The sequence below is a fragment of the Colwellia sp. C1TZA3 genome (assembly GCF_007954265.1).
Lineage (GTDB): Bacteria > Pseudomonadota > Gammaproteobacteria > Enterobacterales > Alteromonadaceae > Cognaticolwellia.
In genome coordinates this window covers 59257-81755 of sequence record NZ_VOLS01000003.1, presented here as the reverse complement: position 1 = coordinate 81755, position 22499 = coordinate 59257, and the positions used below count along the sequence as shown (strand labels likewise).

17 protein-coding genes are annotated in these 22499 nt (G+C 38.0%); 10 read left to right on the top strand and 7 right to left on the bottom strand.

Annotation, left to right across the window (positions count from 1 at the left end; all coding sequences use genetic code 11):
* Positions 1 to 403: 403 nt before the first annotated feature.
* Both ESZ39_RS01850 and ESZ39_RS01845 read right to left on the bottom strand, forming a co-directional pair.
* Positions 404 to 706, bottom strand: coding sequence for a DUF3301 domain-containing protein (locus tag ESZ39_RS01850; RefSeq protein ID WP_146878094.1), 303 nt, complete (start codon positions 704 to 706; stop codon positions 404 to 406).
* Between the two features lie 8 nt (positions 707 to 714).
* A complete protein-coding gene (locus ESZ39_RS01845; protein WP_146878093.1) occupies positions 715 to 1755 on the bottom strand; it encodes a DUF3549 family protein in 1041 nt (346 codons plus the stop codon).
* A 551-nt stretch (positions 1756 to 2306) separates the two neighbouring features.
* On the opposite strand from ESZ39_RS01845, the gene truC reads away from it, so the two are divergent.
* Positions 2307 to 3059 (top strand): tRNA pseudouridine(65) synthase TruC, encoded by a 753-nt coding sequence (gene truC, locus ESZ39_RS01840; RefSeq protein WP_146878092.1) that lies wholly within the window; start codon positions 2307 to 2309, stop codon positions 3057 to 3059.
* 416 nt (positions 3060 to 3475) lie between these two features.
* Here truC and ESZ39_RS01835 read toward each other — a convergent pair whose 3' ends face one another.
* The 5 genes from ESZ39_RS01835 to ESZ39_RS01815 form a co-directional block, all read right to left on the bottom strand.
* A complete protein-coding gene (locus tag ESZ39_RS01835) occupies positions 3476 to 5386 on the bottom strand; it encodes a methyl-accepting chemotaxis protein (RefSeq protein WP_146878091.1) in 1911 nt (636 codons plus the stop codon).
* A gap of 1079 nt (positions 5387 to 6465) precedes the next feature.
* Positions 6466 to 7296: a 2,3,4,5-tetrahydropyridine-2,6-dicarboxylate N-succinyltransferase gene (dapD, locus tag ESZ39_RS01830; RefSeq protein WP_146878090.1), complete on the bottom strand. Its 831-nt coding sequence runs from the start codon at positions 7294 to 7296 to the stop codon at positions 6466 to 6468.
* A gap of 30 nt (positions 7297 to 7326) precedes the next feature.
* Positions 7327 to 9954 (bottom strand): [protein-PII] uridylyltransferase, encoded by a 2628-nt coding sequence (glnD, locus tag ESZ39_RS01825; RefSeq protein WP_146878089.1) that lies wholly within the window; start codon positions 9952 to 9954, stop codon positions 7327 to 7329.
* Between the two features lie 86 nt (positions 9955 to 10040).
* Positions 10041 to 10829, bottom strand: a complete 789-nt coding sequence (map, locus tag ESZ39_RS01820; protein WP_146878088.1) for a type I methionyl aminopeptidase — start codon at positions 10827 to 10829, stop codon at positions 10041 to 10043.
* 366 nt (positions 10830 to 11195) lie between these two features.
* Positions 11196 to 11822, bottom strand: coding sequence for a hypothetical protein (locus ESZ39_RS01815; RefSeq protein ID WP_146878087.1), 627 nt, complete (start codon positions 11820 to 11822; stop codon positions 11196 to 11198).
* A gap of 373 nt (positions 11823 to 12195) precedes the next feature.
* On the opposite strand from ESZ39_RS01815, the gene rpsB reads away from it, so the two are divergent.
* The 9 genes from rpsB to bamA all read left to right on the top strand — a co-directional run bounded on the left by rpsB (position 12196) and on the right by bamA (position 22411).
* On the top strand, positions 12196 to 12924 hold the full coding sequence (gene rpsB / locus ESZ39_RS01810) for a 30S ribosomal protein S2 (protein WP_146878086.1): 729 nt from the start codon (positions 12196 to 12198) through the stop codon (positions 12922 to 12924).
* Positions 12925 to 13018: 94 nt separating this feature from the next.
* Positions 13019 to 13891, top strand: a complete 873-nt coding sequence (gene tsf / locus ESZ39_RS01805) for a translation elongation factor Ts (RefSeq protein ID WP_146878085.1) — start codon at positions 13019 to 13021, stop codon at positions 13889 to 13891.
* A gap of 296 nt (positions 13892 to 14187) precedes the next feature.
* On the top strand, positions 14188 to 14928 hold the full coding sequence (gene pyrH / locus ESZ39_RS01800) for a UMP kinase (RefSeq protein WP_146878084.1): 741 nt from the start codon (positions 14188 to 14190) through the stop codon (positions 14926 to 14928).
* A gap of 19 nt (positions 14929 to 14947) precedes the next feature.
* Positions 14948 to 15505: a ribosome recycling factor gene (frr, locus tag ESZ39_RS01795; RefSeq protein WP_146878083.1), complete on the top strand. Its 558-nt coding sequence runs from the start codon at positions 14948 to 14950 to the stop codon at positions 15503 to 15505.
* Between the two features lie 98 nt (positions 15506 to 15603).
* The gene (uppS, locus tag ESZ39_RS01790) at positions 15604 to 16371 is read left to right on the top strand and encodes a polyprenyl diphosphate synthase (RefSeq protein WP_146878082.1); all 768 of its coding nucleotides are present in this window, start codon (positions 15604 to 15606) and stop codon (positions 16369 to 16371) included.
* An 89-nt stretch (positions 16372 to 16460) separates the two neighbouring features.
* Positions 16461 to 17327 (top strand): phosphatidate cytidylyltransferase, encoded by an 867-nt coding sequence (locus ESZ39_RS01785; RefSeq protein ID WP_146878081.1) that lies wholly within the window; start codon positions 16461 to 16463, stop codon positions 17325 to 17327.
* 5 nt (positions 17328 to 17332) lie between these two features.
* Positions 17333 to 18547, top strand: a complete 1215-nt coding sequence (gene ispC / locus ESZ39_RS01780; RefSeq protein WP_146878080.1) for a 1-deoxy-D-xylulose-5-phosphate reductoisomerase — start codon at positions 17333 to 17335, stop codon at positions 18545 to 18547.
* A 4-nt stretch (positions 18548 to 18551) separates the two neighbouring features.
* The gene (rseP, locus tag ESZ39_RS01775) at positions 18552 to 19907 is read left to right on the top strand and encodes a sigma E protease regulator RseP (protein ID WP_146878079.1); all 1356 of its coding nucleotides are present in this window, start codon (positions 18552 to 18554) and stop codon (positions 19905 to 19907) included.
* A gap of 29 nt (positions 19908 to 19936) precedes the next feature.
* Positions 19937 to 22411: an outer membrane protein assembly factor BamA gene (gene bamA, locus ESZ39_RS01770; protein ID WP_146878078.1), complete on the top strand. Its 2475-nt coding sequence runs from the start codon at positions 19937 to 19939 to the stop codon at positions 22409 to 22411.
* Positions 22412 to 22499: the final 88 nt, after the last annotated feature.

The window sequence follows — 22499 nt, the reverse complement described above, 5'->3', positions numbered from 1 at the left end:
ACGCTTTTTATACGCAATGAGTTAGCGTTATAAATTGAACGTTGAGTGTCGGCTATGGTGGCTAAGCTGACCTTAGAAATTGATGGTTTTGTCATTAAAAAATTGCAAAAGTGTGCCTTAGCAGTATTAGAATATACTCAATAAGATCGAAATATCTTGTGGCACGGTTAAATTTAATTGAGTGGCTTAGCTAAATACAATTAGGTGGCACTGATAGTAGAGATTTTCCAAGAGAGTATTGGGTTATTTAATTTAGGTCAATATGGATACTTTGCAGGACACGTAGGTTATTCATGTAGTGAGCAGACCCTCTATGGATAATGTGCTAATGGAATAACTAGTTAAATCAAAAAAGCGACTTAAGCTCGCTTTTCTTTTATCTACTTATTTACTCAGCATTGTACTAATTAACGCGGTAAGGGGGGGTGTCGATATGATCAAGTTTATAACCTCGCAATGTCATCGTACCATGGTAGGTAGACTCACCATCACCACTAAACTCAAAATCAAAACTACTCAGCCAATGTGGCCCCAAACGTTTAGAAAATCTAAATCGACTCGATAAACGCGCTATCGCTAAAAATTGCAAATTTTCTTGTTGACAATATTTATCAATATGAGAACGAGCATATTCAGCAACTTTTCGTAAATACACGAAATACCAAAAAACTAAGCCTATAAAAAGTAAATAGTAAATATTTTCCATGAGAATGCCTACAGTTTAAAAAGCATGCCAATGGCTTGGGCCAAATCAGGGCTGCGCTTTGGTGAACGAATAGCTTGCAATAGTACGGGGCGTATCATGGGTATTGCAACTAAATCTTTAAATATTGCCGAAAATAAGGCGTTATCATTATCTTTTATTAAATGCTCTAAGTAGATAAAAAGGGTTTTTTCTGTACTTAATATTGGCCATAAACGACCGGCAATAATAATTAGTGTGTCTTCATCTAAAGCGGTATTGGTCATTAAAGTGCTTAGAAAGCTTTTACTATCAGGGTGCTGTGTACTCGATGCAAGCGCACGTAACAACGCGATGGTGACAATTTGGTTGTTATTGGTTTGCGCTTGTTGAAAGCGTAGCGTTATTTGCTTAATAACGTCAGCAGGTAAGCTAACGTTTTCTAGCGCAGAACATAAGGGTACAAGCACTTGTTCAGGCAAAGAATTTAAGGCATTTGTTAAAACTTCACTATTGTTAGCTTCGTTGAGTCGAAAGGCAAAGTCAGATAAACCTTGCACGCCAACATCTTGCCAAGCTTCCCATCCGTTGACGCCTGATAAGTAACGTTGTGCAGGTGCATAAAACTTACTAGCGGCTTGTTCAAGAGATGTTGAGACAACGCTATTTATCGCAGCTAATTTATATTGGGCTGGTGTAAAGTGGTAAGGATTTTTTTTCAATAACGCTTCTTGTTGCTCAGTGGGATTCACCGTAAGGTTTTCACCTAAGGCTTCAATAATAATGGCAATAAAATGATTCCGAGCGCCTTGATTTAGTAAACCTCGTTCATCTAATGGTAGTTTGACAAACCATAAGTAGGAACTGGTAGATTGCTTTTGCCAAAATGCAATGGCAATTAGTGCATGACCTTGGATTGGAAAGGGGTAGGGCATTTGTGCCGCTTCAATTTTGTCAAACTGCTCTATTGATATTTTATCTACGCGACGACCGATGTCGTAAATACAATATTGAGAATCTGATAAGTTTAGTAATGCTGAAATTGAAGAAATAGTGTCCGAAGTTATGCTCATAGAATCTACTGTCGCTATTAAAATTTTAGATAAGTGCCTAGGCGTTGTTATAGCTTAACATTATAGAGATATCGCCGCTTTAACTCCACCGTTAATCTTTATCCTGTTATTTTGGGTAATGGTAGCGATTATTAGCCTTTATCAATAAAGTTTTTACTGCACAATTTATATTTAGCACTTAAAGTAGCTGTGCTGTGGAGTTATTAAAGCTAGTATTAAATTTAACAGGATAAAATAGTATTTTGACAGTTAAATCGTCCAAGTACTATTTTTATAGAGCCATTAATAACAATAATATAGTGACAATCAATATTGATGATTTGGCCAGTAAAGTATCGACCAGATTGTCTTGGACAATATAATACCAGTTCCATTAAGTTTGTGATCTTGTTGTGCGCAGAAAAAATAACTCAAGGTAAGGCGCTCGATTGAGCAATAGCTGGCTATTGGGAGTGAGAGCAACACAGCCTTGAGCTATTTTAACTAGTACAAGTGAGCAATAACTTAATGGGATTGGTATAAGTTAATGTGAGAGAGAATAATTAATTAACATGACCATTAAAAGTGCCGGTAGGGTAATTGTTGATAAACCACTATTAAAAATTTTATATCAAGATGAATATCTTGTGGCTGTTGATAAACCCCCGGGACTCTTTGTCCATCGAAGTTTTATGGACAAAGATGAAATTTACTTTGCCTTACAGCTTATTCGTGATCAAATTGGCCAGTATGTTTACCCATTACATCGACTTGATAGGCCAACCTCAGGTGTTTTATTATTTGCTTTAACGCAAGATGTCGCTCGCTTAATGGGGCAAGCATTTAGTGAAAGAAAGATAAATAAAACTTATTTTGCCTTAACGCGCGGACATTTGTTAAATGAAGGTGTTATTGATCACCCATTAAAAGAAAAACTTGATGATTTAGGCGATAAAAATGTTAGTCGTGATAAGGAAGCGCAAAGTGCAGAAACATTTTATAAATCAGTAGCTATCGCTTCATTGCAGCTACCATTAGGCAAGTATACAAGCGTACGATACTCGTTAATTAAATGTCAGCCCCATACTGGACGCCGTCACCAAATTCGTCGACATTTGGCTCACTTACGCCACCCTATCATTGGTGATATAAACTATGGTGACAATAAGCAGAACCCATTTTTTGGTGAACACTTTGGCTTTAAGCGGCTAATGTTAATTGCTAAACAGGTGGAGTTTACTCACCCTATTACAGGATTAGAGATGCTAATTGAAGCTGAGTTTGATGAACAATGGCAGCAAATATTTAATGCTTTTGAATGGTAAAGTCTAGCGTTGAAAGTTGTGATGTATTATTTGTTTGAAACTAAGTAATCACGGGTATGTTAATTTCAATGGCTTAGCCTTTGTCTTGCAATATTTAGCCTAATTAGGTCACGTTAATGCCCACTATCATCAATGATAATGGGCATTATACCAAGTTGATTAATTACCTGCTCATTTTTAATGGTTAAAATGAATAACTACAGCGTTATAAAATTTATAAGGTGAATAACTACTTATTAAATTTTATGCCTTGTATTTATCCATTTTTCCTCATGAAAAAGTAGAACACTTAATTAATCAAATTGGTATTAATCGATATATTCTCTGGCGCTAACGGTTCTATAACAATATAGATGGTTAGTTCCCCTAATTTTTATATTCCGCTTATATATTGCGACTAGTAATTAAACTTTTTCTCACACTTTAAACCGTTCTACTAAGCTATCTAGGTTCATTGCTATTGCTGTTAGCGACTCACTTGAAGAGGCTATACGGGTTGATATTTGTGCACTATTTTCTGTACTATCACTAATCGCATGCACATGAGTATTAATTTCACCAACGACAGCCGCTTGCTCCTCTGTTGCTGTGGCAACCTGAGTATTTAGATCTGAAACTTGTTGAATATTTACAACAATTTCATTAAGTGCCTCTGTGGTCTGCTGAGCATCAGTTACCCCAATTTCAGCTGTCTCTTTACTTTCTCTTATACCATCTACCGCTCGTTTAGACTCCGCTTGCAGCAGGTTAATCATTTTATTGATTTCATCTGTTGCCTCACTAGTGCGCTTCGCTAAGTTTCGTACTTCATCAGCTACAACAGCAAAACCACGACCTTGTTCACCAGCACGAGCTGCCTCAATAGCAGCATTTAAGGCAAGCAAATTTGTTTGCTCCGAAATAGCACGAATAACGTCGAGAACACTACCAATTGACGTGCTCTTATTAGCTAATGATTCAATGGTAGTCGATACTGACTCCATCTTCTGTGCCATCTGATAAATATTTTCAGTAGAATCTTTAACAACAATTTGTGCATTCTTAGCTTGAGTTGTTGCTTCACTTGTTGAGTCTGCTGCATGCGCCGCATTTGCGGCAATTTCGGTGATGGTTGAACCCATTTGACTAATGGCTGTTGCAACTTGTGTTGCAATATCACGCTGACTCTCGGCATCTAATCTTGACCGCTCTGCATCTTGGGAAACTTTGATAGCTGCTTGGCGAACATCTTTCGATGTTGTAGAGACATCATTAACCACAGAGTGTATTTTATTGATAAAGGTGTTAAAGCCATGAGCCAAACGCGATACTTCATCACTGCCGCTCTCACTTAGTCGGTAACTAAGATCGCCTTCTCCATCACCCAACTCTTTGAATACTCCTGCAAGATCATTAATAGGTTTGGTTAAGCTCTTTGCTAAAATGATACTGATAAAAATAAACACAACAACAATAATACCAAACCATATAAGCATATAATTTCGAGATTCGTTTAACGCTAAGTAAAGTTCAGCTTTTGGCACTTCTGCCACCACATACCAGCCAAGGCTTGAGATATAGCTTGTTGCAATGATTAAGTTTTCGGTTTCTTGGAATGCGAACTCTTTTTCGGATAAAAGGATTTGAGGGTTTATATTATTATAAAGATCAGTTAGTTTTGTTTTATCACTTTTTTCCTTATCTTGATGGATTTTTACTAATCCTGAATTATCAACAAGATAAACAAAGCCAGATTCTTCAATTTTAAAGCTGTTTAAGTAACTGACCATGTCATTAAATGACTTTGATAATCCTGATATACCTCGCCCATCAAGCTGTTGATAGTTGATAAACACATCGACATTACCATTAGGGTATGCGTAAGTACTCGCTGACTCTTCTTTGTTGCCATTAGTGAACTCAAAAAACCAACCATCAAGATTGTCATTTTTAAGTACACGAAGAAACCCATCTTGGTTCCAATATTTAGCTGTTTTTCGATCGGCAAAGGATGCATTACTCAAATTGTTATCTTTAGCTATCTTATCTAGCATTTTTATAACGTTAGCATCATTTTCTGCACTCGCACCAGACTTTATCCAATCCAGCAAAAACGGGTTTGTTGCAATTGATTTTGTTAGCACTTTCATTTCCGAAATTTCTCCATCCACAGCATTGCGAACGCGCAGCAGAAGGTTTGGTAAATCGGAATGTTGTAGTCGAGAAATGAGTAGCTCTTTAGCTTTTGAATGACCGACAAACCCAACAATGCTAGTAGATATGACAACGGCCATTAACATGGCAACCACCAGTTTAGATCGGATAGAAAGGGTATTTAAAAATCTCATCAATTGATCCTATGGGTAAGTTTTCTGTAGACTTTGCTGTTACGGCGATTTGACAATAAAACCTTTTTATAACCAGCTTCTAAGATATGTTTGCTATAAATTTTACCAAGCTTAACATATGCTTGTAGTCTTACCATTAAAAAAAACAATTCAGCTATAAATTTAGCATAAGGCAATATTGATTTTATCTCAGGTGAATTAATTCAATGATTCAGTGAAAGAGTTTGTCTCTACTAAGTGAGGGAGTGTGCAGTTTTTATTTAATCATAACCAATAAAACCTGTTGTTTTTTTGTGGTTATTCGGGCTGATTTGCTGCCTACAATCCGCTAGGTATTACCAGGAATAGGTTTAATAGACTCGTTGTCTAATACCCGTTCCATTAAGTTTGTGATCTTGTTGTGCGCAGGAAAAATAACTCAAGGTAAGGCGCTCGATTGAGCAATAGCTGGCTATTGGGAGTGAGAGCAACACAGCCTTGAGCTATTTTAACTAGTACAAGTGAGCAATAACTTAATGGGATTGGTATAAGAGCCTTTTGCATCTGTTTTTAGTAGTGATTTTTTCATAGTGTTGGTGATAACTAATACCCGTTCCATTAAGTTTGTGATCTTGTTGTGCGCAGGAAAAATAACTCAAGGTAAGGCGCTCGATTGAGCAATAGCTGGCTATTGGGAGTGAGAGCAACACAGCATTGAGCTATTTTAACTAGTACAAGTGAGCAATAACTTAATGGGATTGGTATAAGTGTACTTAGCTTCATCATTGCAAAGGTTATCGTTGTAAAAGTTATAGCAACAAAGGTTAAACCAATCCTAATTTTGAGAGGCTAAATTATCTGACTTTTTTGCCTGACTCTTTAATGTGTTGATCTATTGATGAATTTTTTAATTTAAAAGTTTATTTAATAATATTGGTTTTATTATGGTGAGGGCGTTTTAGAAAGTTTATTTGGTAAATATATTTTAGAATCAATATGTTAAAAATAGCATTTATTTAAACAGTATAATATTTAGATTAAATTTGTGTAGAGTACTTAACGACACTACACAAGTTAAGGTTAAAAATTAAAGCAGAAAATTACTCTTCAGATACCGAGCGAAGTAAGGCATTAATACCTACTTTAGCACGTGTTTTTGCATCAACTTTTTTAACAATTATCGCTGCATATAAGCTATAGGTACCACATTTTGATGGTAGGTTACCGGGTACCACAACTGAGCCCGCTGGTACTCGACCGTAGTGCACTTCACCAGTTTCTCGGTCATAAATACGCGTACTTTGACCGATATAAACGCCCATTGAAATAACTGCACCTTCTTCAACCACAACGCCTTCTACAATTTCTGAGCGAGCACCAATAAAGCAATTGTCTTCAATGATGGTTGGTCCTGCCTGTAGTGGTTCAAGTACGCCACCAATACCAACGCCGCCAGATAAATGTACGTTTTTGCCAATCTGTGCACAAGAGCCAACCGTCGCCCAAGCGTCTACCATACAGCCTTCATCGACATAGGCACCAATGTTAACAAAGCTTGGCATGACCACCACATTTTTGCCAATATAACTACCGGTACGCACTGAAGCTCCAGGTACAACTCTGACACCATCAGCAACAAAATCTTCATGGGTGTAATCAGTATACTTCATCGGAACTTTATCAAAAAAGGTGCTTTCTGCGCCGTCTATAACTTCGTTATCCCAAATTCTAAATGAAAGCAACACCGCTTTTTTTAGCCATTGGTGTACAACCCATTCATCGGCAATTTTTTCTGCAACGCGTGCTGAACCATTATTTAATGCCGCTAGTGCATCTAATACCGCTTTTTTTACCTCAGAAGATACACTGGCAGGCGTAATATTCATACGTTCTTCGAACGCTTGTTCAATAATTGTTTGTAATGCTAACATCAAAAATTCCTAAGATTAATTGGATAAAGTTTATCGGTGACTATCAGCGCAAAGCATAGCTTCTAATGTGTTTTTTTGCTCTGCGGTTAGTATTTGATTGTCATTATTTGAAATGGTAAAAACATCCTCAGCTTTTTCGCCAAAGGTAGTGATTTTAGCTGAATGTATTTGTATGTTACATTTTTGAAAAATCGTGGCAATATTAGCTAATAAGCCAGGGTGATCTAAAGCGACTATTTCTAATATTGTGCGATTTCTTGCCGTACCGTCTATAAAACTGACATGAGTTGGTACTTTAAATTGGCGAAAGCGCTTCGCCAAAGGCTTAGGCTTAATACGTATTTCTTTTGACGCTAGTTTAATGCTTAATGAACGCGCTATGCTTAGGGATCTAGCACTATCATTGATAGCTTTATTGCGATTATCCAACACTACAAAGGTGTTGGCAGTGAAGCCAGATTTATTGGTGGTGATTTTAGCATCATGAATAGAGAGTTTTTTTGCACCAAGCAACGAGACAATATTGAAAAATATATTAGGTTTATCTTTGGTATAAACAAACACCTCTGTACCGCCACGATAAGGTTTTGGACTAATAATAACCAGTGGCTTAACTTTGTTGTGCGACAAAATATGCTTAGAATGCCAAGCAATTTGTTCAGGTGAATAGCGCAAAAAGTAATCGGCTTTAAACTCTTTCCATAACTGCTTTAAGCTGACTTGATCGAGTGATTCTACTTTTAAAATTTCAATCGCTTGTTGCTGATTCTCTCTAATTTTTGCTCTTAAATCTACTGGTTTTTCAAGACCACGTCTAAAGGCTCGTTTAGTACTATAATATAAATCTTCCAGTAAATTAGCTTTCCAACTATTCCATAAACTTTCGTTGGTGGCACGCATGTCAGCGACAGTTAAACAATATAAATAGTCTAGGTGAGCTTCGTCTCGTACAATCGCGCCAAAAGTCTTAATTACCTCAGGATCAGATATATCTCTGCGTTGAGCAGTCACTGACATTAATAAATGCTTTTCTACTAACCAAGCGATCATTCGACCATCGTGATCACCTAGTTTGTGGATTTTAGCAAAGTTTAATGCGTCAATCGCACCAAGTTTTGCATGATCACCACCACGACCTTTCGCAATGTCATGAAATATACCGGCAAGATATAATAGCTCAGGTTTACGTACACGTTGAACAATTTTGCTGCATAAGGGGTATTGATGATTATGTTTTACTTGGCTAAAACGATACAAATTTTTCAATAAACGAAAACTATGCTCGTCAACAGAGTAGGCATGAAATAAATCAAACTGCATTTGGCCAACAATATTGCGCCACAGCGGTAAGTAAGCACCAATAATTGAATGGCGGTGCATAAGCGTAAACGCTAAACCTAAACCGCGAGGGTGTTTTATTAAGGCGATAAATATTTCGCGGCAGCGGGCATAGTCAATCATACCTGATACTAAGCGCCGTCGAGCATTACGCATTAAGCGTAAAGTTTCAGGATGTAAGTCGGTAATTTCTTTATGTTGAGCAATCAGTAAAAACATTTCCATGATCATGGTTGAACGGGTAAAAACCCGCTTATTACAGACCTTGATTTTACCATCGATAATGACGAAGTCATCATTAAGGATTATTTTTTTACTGTGCTTTTTTTCGTTTAAAATAGCATATTCAAAATGCTGCAATAGCATGCCATTTAACTCTGAAACACGCGAGATAATGCGGAAAAATCGCTTCATCATCCGTTCGATAGCCAGCTTACCACCATCGCCAAAACCCATTAACTCGGCAACGTCGGCCTGATAGTCAAACAGTAAGCGGTTTTCATTACGGCCAGCGATAAAGTGTAATGCACAGCGCATACGCCATAAATAATCTTGACACTCAAGTAGTTCAAAAAATTCATTCGTGGTGAGGTAGTGATGGTCAATCAGTTGTTCAAGCGTATCCGCCATAAAATGGCGTTTGGCCACCCAGCCAATGGTTTGAATATCACGTAAACCACCAGGGTTAGCTTTTAAATTAGGTTCAAGCGTATAAGAGGCACCATGGTATTGTTGATGGCGTTGATATTGTTCATTGCGCTTAGCAATAAAGAACTTTTCAGAGGTCCAGAATATATCTTCAATCAACAAGGGCTGTAATTGAGATACCAAGGCTTTATTACCGCAAATTTGTCGTAATTCCATCAGGTTGGTCGCGATGGTAACGTCGTCAATTGCTTGGTTCAGGCATTCTTTTATGCTGCGAACACTATGGCCTAAATCCAGTTTTACATCCCAAAGCTGGGTAATAAAAGCTGATATTTTTTCGGCTAGGTCATCTGCTATGACATTTTTGGTAATTAATAGAATATCAACATCTGAATAGGGATGAAGCTCTTTACGACCATAACCGCCAACAGCAACCAAACTAATTTGAAATTCATCCAAATGATGTTGACACCAAAGCTTAGTTAAAATCAAATCAACATAAAAGGCCCTTGCGGCGACAAGCGAGGTAACTTCACTAATGGGAAACTGCTCTTTTTGCCACTGAAGAAACTCATTACTCAGTAAACATACTTGTGCACTGCTTAATGAAGGGGCACTAACGGCAAGAGCCTCACTGTATTTTTCTGGAATTAATGATGATGTATTCAACAATTAGCGCTCATATTTAGCTCTCATAGTTTTTAGTGATATTGCCATTAGTTGTTAATTTACAATAGCGTTAATAGGTTATCGTGTTATTAATTATGTAATATTCGGGCTATGGTGTCATCTTTACGTAAGGTTAATATTTCGCAGCCAGTTTTGGTCACCACAAGCGTGTGTTCCCATTGTGCTGATTTTTTACCATCTAAAGTATATACCGTCCATTTATCTTCTTTGTCGAGCAAGGTATTAGCACGACCTAAATTAATCATAGGTTCGATGGTAAAGCACATGCCTTCTTGCATTTTTTCGTTGTCATTATTTTTATAATGCACAATTTGTGGCTCTTCATGAAATACTGTGCCAATACCATGGCCACAATATTCTTTAACTATTGAATAACGACCCGATTTTTTGATGAATTTTTGAATAGCTGTACCTATTTCACCAAAAGTGTTGCCAGGCTTAACTTTCTTAATACCGATATAGAGCGCTTCTTGAGTGATACGACAAAGGCGATTATCTTCAGCCGATGTTTCACCAATTAAAAACATTTTACTGGTGTCACCGTGATAGCCATCTTTTATTACGGTAATATCAATATTGAGAATATCGCCATCAACCAAAGGAGTGTCATTAGGAATGCCGTGGCAAACCACGTGGTTAACTGAGGTACAAATGGACTTTGGAAAATGATGATAATTTAAAGGCGCAGAAATAGCGTTTTGCACCTTGTCAGTATATTCAGCACATAAGGTATTTAGCTGGTCGGTTGTTACGCCAGCCTGAACGTGAGGTTCTATCATTTCTAATACATCTGCAGCAAGTTTCCCCGCAATTTTCATTTTTTGAATTTCTTGCTGATCTTTAATCGTTATTGTCATAAAACCTCAAACGTGATTCTGTAAATAATGTGATTAGGGTAAATTAGTTACCGACTTAATAAAGTATTTTAATAAAGTTAGGTCATAGGTAAATAATAATTATTGGTGATTTTACCTGCTTTTATTCGCTTTTCCCAATCGTAAAACGCTAGAGTGAATAATTAAATGACAAATAGCGGATATTTGCTGGCTAAAGCGCGTATATATTAATAATGCAACAAGTAGATAAAGGCCCTTAAAATAACTTCAGCTTTGATATTTTATGTTCATCAAAGTATGTTTAGTGAGCTGTTTTATTAGGCTACTTTATTAAGTAATGTCTTTAAAAAAAGACTGACGACAACGTGAGGTTGTCATCACTTAGCGTTAAGATAAATTTGCTAATTCAATGTTAACCGCTTCTATTATGGCTTCAGGGTTTTCTAAATAAAGGTCGTGATTCAACAAGATTAAACTCTCATTGCATGCCAGTAACATTGCTGGAATAGCTTGTGTACCGATGATTTCCTGCACCTCTATAATATCATGAATAGCAAATTCAGCATCTTTGGTTAGCTTATTAGACTGTAGGCATTTCGCCGGTGGTGATAATTTGAGTTCGTCGATAATATCACTAACGCTTTCTTTGTCGGTTAATTCATTACCCAAAACAAAATGTGCATGCTGTAATTTTGTTAATAACTCAAAGGCAGATTTCGCTGATTTGCTTTGCACCCATGCCATTAAATTAGCGGCTAAAGTAGAGTCTTTTGTATAATTGAGTGTATCAACGTAGTTAGCCCCAAACACAACCTGACTAAATTCGCCTACATCTGTAAGGGTCATCGGTGATACTTTATTGTCACCGTCGTAATAAGCTATGTGCATAGATCTAAAAGTAATGGATGGAAAAGCACTTAACACTTTTTCAACTAATACTGCAGAGGCATAGCTCCAAGGACAATGACTATCGTAAATATAAAAAAGTTCTGCATTTGTTGTGTTTAATGACATGAGTTAATTAGCCTGATAAAAAAGTGGTTTAATTTTAACTTGCTGGTATTAAAGATCCTAGCCCTTAACATAATAAAATAGTATTAAGCTTAATTTTAAGTTAAAAACTAGTTAATTGCTCTTGAATATGGTATAAAGTGCGCCGTTAAATTGTTTGTCTAAATCTTCGATGATGTTTGTCTTCATCCTCGCTGCTTTTTTCAAATATATTCAGCGCTAAAAAGGGTATTGAAAAAATTCAGTACATTAAAACTAAACTCACATACATCTAGCAAAGATATACCGGGGTGCTCAGCGAATTTACAATAAGTAAAGCGCAATAAGGGTCGTGTATATTGGATGTATGAACGCTTAACCCCACAAAGGAAAAAACATGCCAAACGTTTCTATGCGCGATATGCTTAAAGCAGGTGTTCATTTCGGTCACAAAACCCGTTATTGGAACCCAAAAATGAAATCATACATTTTTGGTGCTCGTGATAAAGTTCATATCATCAACCTTGAACAAACTGTACCAATGTTCAACGAAGCTCTTGCTGTACTAAGCAATGTTTCTTCGAAGAAAGGTAAAGTTCTATTTGTTGGTACTAAACGCGCAGCAAGCGATGCTATAAAAGATGCAGCGATAAAATGTGATCAATTCTTCGTAAATCACCGTTGGTTAGGTGGTATGTTGACTAACTGGAAAACAGTACGTCAATCAATCAAACGTTTAAAAGATCTTGAAGCTCAAAGTTCTGACGGTACATTTGAAGCGCTTACTAAAAAAGAAGCTTTAATGCGTACTCGTGAAATGGAAAAACTTGAGAAAAGCCTTGGTGGTATCAAAAACATGGGTGGTTTACCTGATGTTTTATTCATCATTGATGCCGATCACGAGCATATTTCTATTAAAGAAGCTAACAACTTAGGCATTCCAGTAATTTCTGTTGTTGATACAAACTCAAATCCAGATGGCGTTGACTACATCGTTCCAGGTAATGATGATGCGATTCGCGCTGTGACCTTATACTTAGATTCTGCAGCTAACGCTGTACTTTCAGGTCGCGAGCAAAACATCGCAGTACAAGCTGAAAAAGACGGTTTTGTTGAAACTGAATAAATTCAGTTTTAAATAGCGTTTTATGCTTTTATTACCACAACAACTCCTGTTGTTGTGGTAATCACTGATAAATTTTTATATTGAGGAAAATTTCATGACAATTACTGCTGCACAAGTTAAAGAATTACGTCAACGCACAGCTGCGGGCATGATGGATTGTAAAAAAGCTTTACAAGAAGCTAACGGCGATATGGAACTTGCGATTGAAAATATGCGTAAGTCTGGCCAAGCGAAAGCGGCTAAAAAAGCGGGTAATATCGCTGCTGAAGGTACAATCTTAATTAAAACTGAAGCTGGCGTTGCTGCTTTAGTTGAAATTAACTGCCAAACTGATTTCGTAGCAAAAGATAATAACTTCCTAGCTTTTGCTAATGAAGTTGCTGATGCGGCTGTTGCTTCTAAAGCAACTATCGAAGAGTTACAAGCTCAATTCGAAGAAAAGCGCATTACGCTAGTGACAAAAATTGGTGAAAACATCAATGTTCGTCGCGTAGAATATATTGAAGGCACTTTATTAGCTTCATATAGCCATGGTGCTTCTATTGGTGTTGTTGTTGCTGGTGAAGGTGATGCTGAAGCACTTAAGCACATCGCTATGCACGTTGCTGCAAGCAAGCCAGATTACATCAACCCTGAAAATGTTCCTGCTAGCGTAGTCGAAAATGAACAGCGTATTCAATTAGATATTTTAAAAGCTGAAAACGATGCTCTTGAAGAAAACAAGAAAAAACCTGTTGAATTGCTTGAAAAAATAATTATTGGTCGTATGAAGAAGTTTACGGGTGAAGTTTCTTTAACCGGTCAACCTTTCATCATGGAACCTAAGAAAACTGTTGGTGCTATTTTAGCTGAGAAGAGCCTTTCAGTTACTAACTTTGTTCGTTTAGAAGTTGGTGAAGGTATTGAGAGAAAACAAGAAGATTTCGCTGCTGAAGTAGAAGCACAAATCGCTGCGGCTAAAGCTTAATTCATTCTGGTGAATTAATGTAAGTTAAAGCATATTTCTTGAAAGAGCGCCGGTTGGCGCTTTTTTTATGGCAAAATTTTGCAGGTAATTCAGGCCTTAATAAGTCTACTATTTTTGATGAACACTGTTTTTTGCTCAAATATCGTACTATTTTATCAGCGAAAAAGGATAAATAGCTTCTACGGTAGACTTTTTTCATATTTGACTTTCGAACCGTGGCTAAACGTATTAAAATAATCGTGGTCGATCAGGCCTAGTCTATTTTTATTTAAAAATTCTTAAGGAATGTTTATTACATGAGCATCAACCCCAAACCAATGTATCGTCGAATTCTTTTAAAACTTAGTGGTGAAGCCCTAATGGGCGAAGAAGGTTTCGGCATAGATCCAAAAGTATTGGATCGCATGGCGCAAGAAATAAAAGAATTAATTGAAATGGGCATTCAGGTTGGCTTAGTTATTGGCGGTGGTAATCTGTTTCGTGGTAAAGGCTTGGCTGAAGCCGGTATGAATCGTGTTGTAGGTGACCAAATGGGCATGTTGGCAACCGTTATGAATGGCTTAGCTATGCGTGACGCTTTACATCGTGCTTTTGTTAATACGCGTCTAATGTCAGCAATCGATTTAGCCGGTGTTTGTGACCGCTACAATTGGGCTGAAGCGATTAGCTTACTAAAATCTGGCCGTGTGGTTATCTTTAGCGCCGGCACAGGTAACCCGTTTTTTACCACTGACTCAGCTGCTTGCTTACGTGGTATTGAAATTGAAGCGGACGTGGTTTTAAAAGCGACCAAGGTTGATGGCATTTATTCAGAAGATCCGGTTGCCAATCCAGACGCAACTTTATACAGCCATTTATCCTATCAAGACGTTTTAGAAAAAGAATTGCAAGTGATGGATTTAGCTGCTTTTACGCTAGCGCGTGATCACAGTATGACGCTACGGGTGTTTAACATGAATAAACCTGGCGCGTTAAAGTCTGTCATTATGGGTGGTGATGAAGGTACAACAATAGATCACGCCAAAAATTTAAATTAATTAGTGCAGGAATAACATAGTGATAAACGAAATAAAACAAGACGCTCAAGAAAGAATGGCGAAAAGTATCGAGTCATTAAAAATTAGTTTGAACAAAGTACGTACCGGGCGAGCACATCGCTCATTACTCGATAATATTGTTGTTTCATATTACGGCATGGATACACCGCTTAACCAAGTGGGCAATATTGCTGTGCCAGACGCACGTACTCTAGCTATTACCGTATTTGACAAAGGTATGATTGGTGCGGTTGAAAAAGCGATTTTAAAGTCTGACTTAGGTCTTAATCCTTCGTCACAAGGTACGCTAATTCGCATTCCTCTACCTGTGTTAACAGAAGAGCGACGTAAAGACTTAGTTAAAGTTGTTCGTGGTGAGGCAGAAGGCGGTAAAGTTGCGATACGTAATATCCGTCGTGATGCAAATACTGATATTAAATCATTGAATAAAGAAAAAGAAATTAGCGAAGATGAAATGCATCAAGCGGAAGATGACGTGCAAAAAATAACAGACACGTTTATCAAACAAGTTGATGATATTTTGAGCACTAAAGAAAAGGAATTAATGGAAATTTAAAGTTTTCATTGCTTAATCCATAACGCCGTAGATAATGACTACGGCGTTTTTGCATAGACCAATTTAATACTCAGCGTTAAGCTTACTATGGAGAGTATGTGAGTAAAACAGATAACCAAATTAACCCATTGCTAGCAGCAGATGCGAAAATACCTCAGCACGTTGCTATTATTATGGATGGTAATGGCCGTTGGGCACAGTTAAGAGGAAAAAAGCGCGCAGCAGGGCATAAATCTGGTGTTGAGTCGGTGAGATCTTCAGTGGCTACGGCAGCAAAAAATGGTGTTAAGGCTTTGACTTTGTTCGCTTTTAGTAGCGAAAATTGGCAACGCCCCGAAAGTGAAGTCGGCGTTTTAATGGACTTGTTTATGTTCGTTCTAACCCGAGAAGTTAAACGATTGCATAAAAATGGTATTAAATTTAATGTTATCGGTGACTTGAGTAAGTTTTCCAGCAAATTGCAGAAAATGATCGAAGACTCAGAAGCTTTAACGGCTGAAAATACCGGTATGGTATTATCAATTGCTGCTAACTATGGCGGACGTTGGGACATCACTCATGCAGCAAAAAAATTAGCAGAAAAAGTAGCACGTCAAGAGATCACCGCTGATGATATTACCGAAGCAGCGCTTAATGAACAGACAAGTTTAGCGCAGTTACCTGCATTAGATTTATTAATTAGAACAGGTGGCGATTACCGCATCAGTAACTTTTTGCTTTGGCAAGCTGCCTATGCAGAGTTATATTTTACTGATGTGCTATGGCCAGACTTTAATGAAAAAGAGTTTACAAAAGCGATTACTGTGTTTGACCAACGAGAACGACGTTTCGGTCAAACGGGTGAACAAGTAACTAATAAAAACTAAAAATACTAAAGGGTTATTGAACTTTCAGATTATTATTATAAGTAAAGTGAAAGAGCAAAAAAAACCCGCGCATAATTAAGGAATATCGTTTGTTAAAACAACGAATTATCACTGCATTACTACTCGCACCTGCTGCGGTTTGGGCGATTTTTTATTTATCTCTAACTAACTTTGCAGCGGTTATGCTGGCTGTTATGGCCATCGGCGCATGGGAGTGGGGTCCACTGATGGGCTGTGCTAGCAAACGTTATCGTATAGCTTTTGTTAGTATTACCAGCATATTAATAGCGACATTATGGTATTTTTTACCGCTTGAACAATTGTGGCAAGCACCAAAGCTTTTACTTGAACAAGCCAATATAGTGCTATGGTTAGCGGTTGCCTGGTGGTTGTTGTCGGCCGGCTTAACATTTTTATATCCACGCTGCAGTACATTTTGGTCAAGTCACCGTTCCGTACGTGGACTTTTTGGCTGGTTAACTTTAGTGCCTACATGGCTGGCTTTTATGGTACTTAGAAGTAGCGATTACCAAGCTGATAGCTATCATGGTGCGCAATTATTGATGTTTCTGTTTTTAATGGTGTGGAGTGCCGATGTTGGTGCCTATTTTGTTGGTAAGTCTATTGGTAAGCGCAAATTGTTACCTAATGTCAGCCCAGGTAAAACCTTAGAAGGTTTCTTAGGTGGTGTTATTTTTGCCTGTATTATGGTGGCAGTTGCTGGTTATTTTATCGATTGGTCTGTAGCGCAATATCGTGTCGTTATACCGGTAACGATTTTAATTACCACTATTTCTGTCTTGGGTGATTTAAATGAAAGTATGTTCAAACGTCAAGCGGGTGTAAAAGACAGTGGTACAATACTGCCAGGGCACGGTGGTGTGCTTGACCGTATTGATAGTTTAACCGCAACAGCACCTATCTATGCGTTATGTTACGTATATTTGGGTTGGTAGAATAAATGCAAAAACTGTGTATTTTAGGCTCCACCGGATCTATTGGTAAAAGTACGTTAGATGTTGTGCGGCTGCATCCTGAAAAATTTAATGTTGTGAGTCTGTCGGCTTATTCAAGCGTTGATGATATGTTTAGCCAATGCTTGGAGTTTCGCCCTAATAGAGTCGTTATGGTCTCTACAAAACATGCGCAGTTGCTTGTTAATAAATTAATTGTGGCAAAAATTACTAACATCGAAGTAACATCAGGTTCTTGTGCGCTTGAAACCATTGCGCAAGACCCGGCCACTGATACGGTTATGGCTGCTATTGTGGGCGCATCAGGTTTATTACCGACACTAGCGGCGGTAAAAGCCGGTAAGAAAGTACTACTGGCTAATAAAGAAGCTTTAGTGACTTCTGGCGCCATATTTATTGAAGCGGTAAAAGAATTCGGCGCACAACTTTTACCGATTGATAGCGAGCATAATGCAATATTTCAGTGTTTACCTTTAAGTGCACAACAACAGCCTGGCTATTGTGACCTAGCTGATAATGGCGTAAGCAAAGTATTATTAACGGGCTCAGGTGGGCCGTTTAGAACCTGGGAAAAAGCTGAGTTAGAAAAGGTCACTCCTGCACAAGCTTGTGCTCATCCTAACTGGGATATGGGCCGTAAAATATCGGTTGATTCAGCCACTATGATGAATAAAGGCTTAGAGTTTATTGAGGCTAAATGGCTGTTTAATCTTGACCCTGATGACATTCAAGTTGTGCTGCACCCACAAAGTACGATTCACTCTATGGTGCAATATAAAGATGGTTCTGTTATTGCTCAAATGGGCAATCCTGATATGCGTACCCCGATTGCGCATGCGTTAAGTTTCCCGCAACGTATTGAATCTGGCGTCGCACCCTTTGATTTCTTTGCCGCAAAATCATTAGAATTTCAAGCAGTTGACTTAATAAAATACCCCAATTTAAAACTAGCTATTGACGCCTGTAAAAGTGGTCAAGGCGCCTGTACAGCACTCAATGCTGCCAATGAAATTGCGGTTGACGCTTTTTTGAACGAAAAAATTAAATTCACTGATATTGCGAAAATAAATGAAACTTCTGTCAATAAATTTGTCTCAGAACAGGTGACTTCAATTGAAGACGTTGTTGCTCTGGATAAAAATGTTAGAATTTTTGCACAATCACTGATTACTGAAGCCAACATTAGCGCAATTAAAGAGTAGTAGCATGATAGAGTTTATATGGAACCTCGCGTCCTTTGTCGTTGCACTGGGTATTTTAATTACTGTTCATGAATACGGTCATTTTTGGGTTGCACGTAAAAATGGTGTGCAAGTAGACCGTTTTTCTATTGGTTTTGGCAAAGCGATTTGGCGTAAAGTTGACCGCCACGGCACTGAATTTGTTATTGCTATGATACCATTGGGTGGATACGTTAAGATGCTTGATAGTCGAGTTGATGACGTAAGCGCAGCGCAAATAAGTCGCACTTTTAATGCCAAGTCAGTTTATCAACGCATTGCTATTATCGCTGCCGGACCTTTTGCTAATTTTGGTTTTGCGATTGTCGCTTTTTACTTAATGTTCTTAATCGGTGTGCCAAGCGTTAAGCCCATTATTGGCGAAGTTACTGTTGGTTCAATTGCTAGCAAAGCGAATCTCCCAAAAAATAGCGAAATAATTGCTATTTCAGGGCAGAAAACCTTAGACTGGCAAGCGGTTAATTTAGCCTTAGTGAGCGCAATAGGCGACAGTAATATCATCTTTACGGTAAAGACCGCGGATAGAACATCAAGTCAAGATTTTAATTTAAACACCAAGAATTGGACCTTTGCTCCGGAAAAAGAATCTTCGATAGCGAGCTTAGGTTTTATGCCATACCGCGCTAATGTGCAAGCTACGTTAGCGGTTGTTGCAGCAGGTAGCCCAGCAGCAAAAGCAGGATTAGCCGTTGGTGATGAATTACTGGCTATTGCGGATGAAAATATTAATGGCCAGTGGCAGAGGTTTTCTGATCAAATTAAACTTTATCCAAACAAAAATGTTCCAATAAGGGTATTACGAGATGGCAAAGAATTAACTCTTAACGTACAACCTGAAGCAAAAAAACAGCAAGACAAGGTCATTGGATATCTAGGTGTACAGCCGATATCAGATCCCTATCCAAAAGAATATTTATTTGAACAAGCTTATGGTCCAATATCAGCACTTGAGCAAAGTGTGGTAAAAACGTGGAATTTAGTGACCTTAAGTTTTGATATGATTGGTAAGTTAATTACCGGTGACGTATCAGTTAAAAATTTAAGTGGCCCGATATCAATTGCACAAGGTGCAGGTAATAGCGCTAGTTATGGTTTTGTCTACTTTTTGGGCTTCTTAGCGTTAATTAGTATCAACCTTGGTATAATTAACCTTTTACCTTTACCTGTTTTAGATGGAGGACATTTATTTTATTATTTTATCGAGCTTTTAACGGGGAAACCCGTGCCAGAAAAAATACAAGAAATAGGTTTTAAATTTGGTACTATAGCGCTACTAAGCTTAATGAGTATCGCCATATTTAACGATTTATCGCGATTATAACTAAAAGAAGTATATAAAGTTAATATTTTATGATTATTAAAAAACTTGCCCTGGCGGTATTATTAGGTAGTTTGGGAACTTCAGTGCAAGCGGCTGATGATTTTCAAGTAGAAGATATTCAAGTTAAAGGCCTGCAGCGTGTTGCGCTAGGAGCAGCCTTAACTCATATCCCATTCAATGTCGGTGATAACTTAAACGAGTTTCGGGTATCACAATCAATTAAGGCACTTTATAAGTCTGGCCACTTCAGTGATGTTGTGGTGTCAAGAGATGCTAATGCTGTTATTTATCGGGTTCGAGAAAGAGCAACGATAAGTGCTATTACTTTTGATGGTAATAAAGATCTAAAAGAAGAGCAATTAACCGAAAGCCTTGATGGCAGTGATATTCGCGTTGGTGAAACGCTAGATATGACGGTTATTTCAGGTCTTGAAGTCGGGTTAGAAGATTTTTATCACAGTGTGGGGAAATACAACGCCGATGTTAAAGCCAATGTCACTCACTTGCCACGTAACCGCGTTAATATCGACTTTGTTTTTAAAGAGGGTGATGCGGCAGCGATAGAGCAAATTAATATTGTTGGTAATGAAAAGTTTTCAGATACTGAATTGCTAGAGCGGATTGAATTAACCTATGATTCACCTTGGTGGGATTTTATGGCGCAAGATCGCTATCAAAAGCAAACCTTGCAAGGTGATATGGAAACCATTAAAAGCTATTACCTCGACCGAGGTTATTTGCAATATAAAGTTGATTCAACGCAAGTATCAATGACACCGAATAAAGAAGCGGTATACATCACACTTAATGTCACTGAAGGTGAGATTTACACCGTGAGTGAAGTTGACTTTATGGGTGATATGGCTGGCTTTGAAAAAACGATTCGTGCCATTACCCCGATTAAAACCGAAGAGCTTTATAATGGTGCCCTAGTGACTTACTCAGAAGAGTTAGTTAGCAAGTTCCTAGGCCGCTATGGCTATGCCTATCCAAAAGTAGTGACTATTCCAGAGATTGACGAAGAAAACAAAACTGTTAAATTGGTGTTGTCCATCGATCCAGGTAAACGGGTTTATGTTAATCGCATTAACTTTACAGGTAATAATGTGACCTCTGAGACCGTTTTACGCCGTGAAATGCGTCAAATGGAAGGTGCTTGGTTATCTAATAACCTCGTTGAAGGCTCAAAAGCTTGGTTACAACGTCTGCCATACATGGAAACGGTTGAATTTGAAACTAATCAATTACCTGGTGAAGACGATCTCGTTGATATTGACTTTAAAGTCAAAGAACAGCCGTCGGGTTCATTTACTGCAGGTATTGGCTATGGCTCAACCACACAACTAAGTTTAAACGCTGGCATACAGCAAAATAACTTTCTGGGTACCGGTAACCGCTTAGGTTTTAGTATTAATACCTCAAGTTACTCAAAAAGTGCCAATGTTTCTTACACTGACCCCTATTTTACCGTTGATGGCGTTTCGTTAGGTGGTAATCTTTTTTATCAAGAATTTGATGCCGGTAATGCTAACCTAGTTGAGTATAATAACAAAACTTACGGTGCAGGTATGACCTTAGGTTTTCCTATTAATGAGTATGTGCGCTTAAGTTTTGGAGCAGGTTATAAAAACAATGGTATTACTCGTTTAGAATCTTACGAACAAATTCAGAAGTTTTACGAACTATATTCAGATCCTGATGATCCGGATGGTGGTTTAAATTTTGAAAACTTTGATATTAATGCCGCTATATCACGCTCGACACTGAACCGAGGAACATTTCCTACAGCCGGCTCGCAACAAAGCCTGTCTTATAAGATGACCACGCCTAATTCAGACGTGAATTATTTTAAAATTAACTTAGATACTAAATGGTATTTCCCGTTAACGCAGGACCAACGTTGGACTGTTTTAGCTAAGTTTCAGCTAGGTTATGGTAATGGTTATGGCTCAATTGAGGGTAACGATCAAGTTTTACCTTTTTGGGAAAACTTTAGAGCGGGTGGCTCTGGCACTTTAAGAGGCTTTGAATCTAATATCGTTGGACCACGTGCCATATACCGCAGACCAACCTCAATTCCAGGTACACCTGATTCAGTTGGCTCTGATGGCGGCTGTTGTTTAGGTCCTGATCATGATTTCATCCAAACGTCTAGGCGTTCTGTTGGTGGTAATGCCATTGCTATTGCGGGTCTTGAACTTATTGTACCGACGCCATTTTTAGATGAAGGTTTTAGTAATAGTGTTCGTTCAAGTATATTTATTGATGCGGGTAATGTTTGGGATACGGAATTTGATTTAAATAGTTATAAGGATTTGAATAGCGTTGAGCGTGAAAAGATTGCAGACTATTCTGACGTCGGTCGTTATCGCGCGTCAGCAGGATTATCTGTACAATGGTTATCACCTATGGGGCCGATGATTTTTAGTTTTGCTAAAACATTGAAAGAAGTTAAAGGCGATGATACCGAATTCTTTAGCTTTAATATTGGCCAAACCTTTTAAGCGCTACTGAAATAAAAGTGGTTAATTGCTAAAATTGACCTGGCTTTAAATAAATAGGCTTGAACCAAATTAACTGAGGCGGTATAAC

Coding starts and splice junctions, on each gene's coding strand:
- ESZ39_RS01850 (WP_146878094.1), bottom strand. CDS start 706: ATGGAAAATATTTACTATTTACTTTTTATAGGCTTAGTTTTTTGGTAT.
- ESZ39_RS01845 (WP_146878093.1), bottom strand. CDS start 1,755: ATGAGCATAACTTCGGACACTATTTCTTCAATTTCAGCATTACTAAAC.
- truC (WP_146878092.1), top strand. CDS start 2,307: ATGACCATTAAAAGTGCCGGTAGGGTAATTGTTGATAAACCACTATTA.
- ESZ39_RS01835 (WP_146878091.1), bottom strand. CDS start 5,386: ATGAGATTTTTAAATACCCTTTCTATCCGATCTAAACTGGTGGTTGCC.
- dapD (WP_146878090.1), bottom strand. CDS start 7,296: ATGTTAGCATTACAAACAATTATTGAACAAGCGTTCGAAGAACGTATG.
- map (WP_146878088.1), bottom strand. CDS start 10,829: ATGACAATAACGATTAAAGATCAGCAAGAAATTCAAAAAATGAAAATT.
- ESZ39_RS01815 (WP_146878087.1), bottom strand. CDS start 11,822: ATGTCATTAAACACAACAAATGCAGAACTTTTTTATATTTACGATAGT.
- rpsB (WP_146878086.1), top strand. CDS start 12,196: ATGCCAAACGTTTCTATGCGCGATATGCTTAAAGCAGGTGTTCATTTC.
- tsf (WP_146878085.1), top strand. CDS start 13,019: ATGACAATTACTGCTGCACAAGTTAAAGAATTACGTCAACGCACAGCT.
- pyrH (WP_146878084.1), top strand. CDS start 14,188: ATGAGCATCAACCCCAAACCAATGTATCGTCGAATTCTTTTAAAACTT.
- ispC (WP_146878080.1), top strand. CDS start 17,333: ATGCAAAAACTGTGTATTTTAGGCTCCACCGGATCTATTGGTAAAAGT.
- rseP (WP_146878079.1), top strand. CDS start 18,552: ATGATAGAGTTTATATGGAACCTCGCGTCCTTTGTCGTTGCACTGGGT.
- bamA (WP_146878078.1), top strand. CDS start 19,937: ATGATTATTAAAAAACTTGCCCTGGCGGTATTATTAGGTAGTTTGGGA.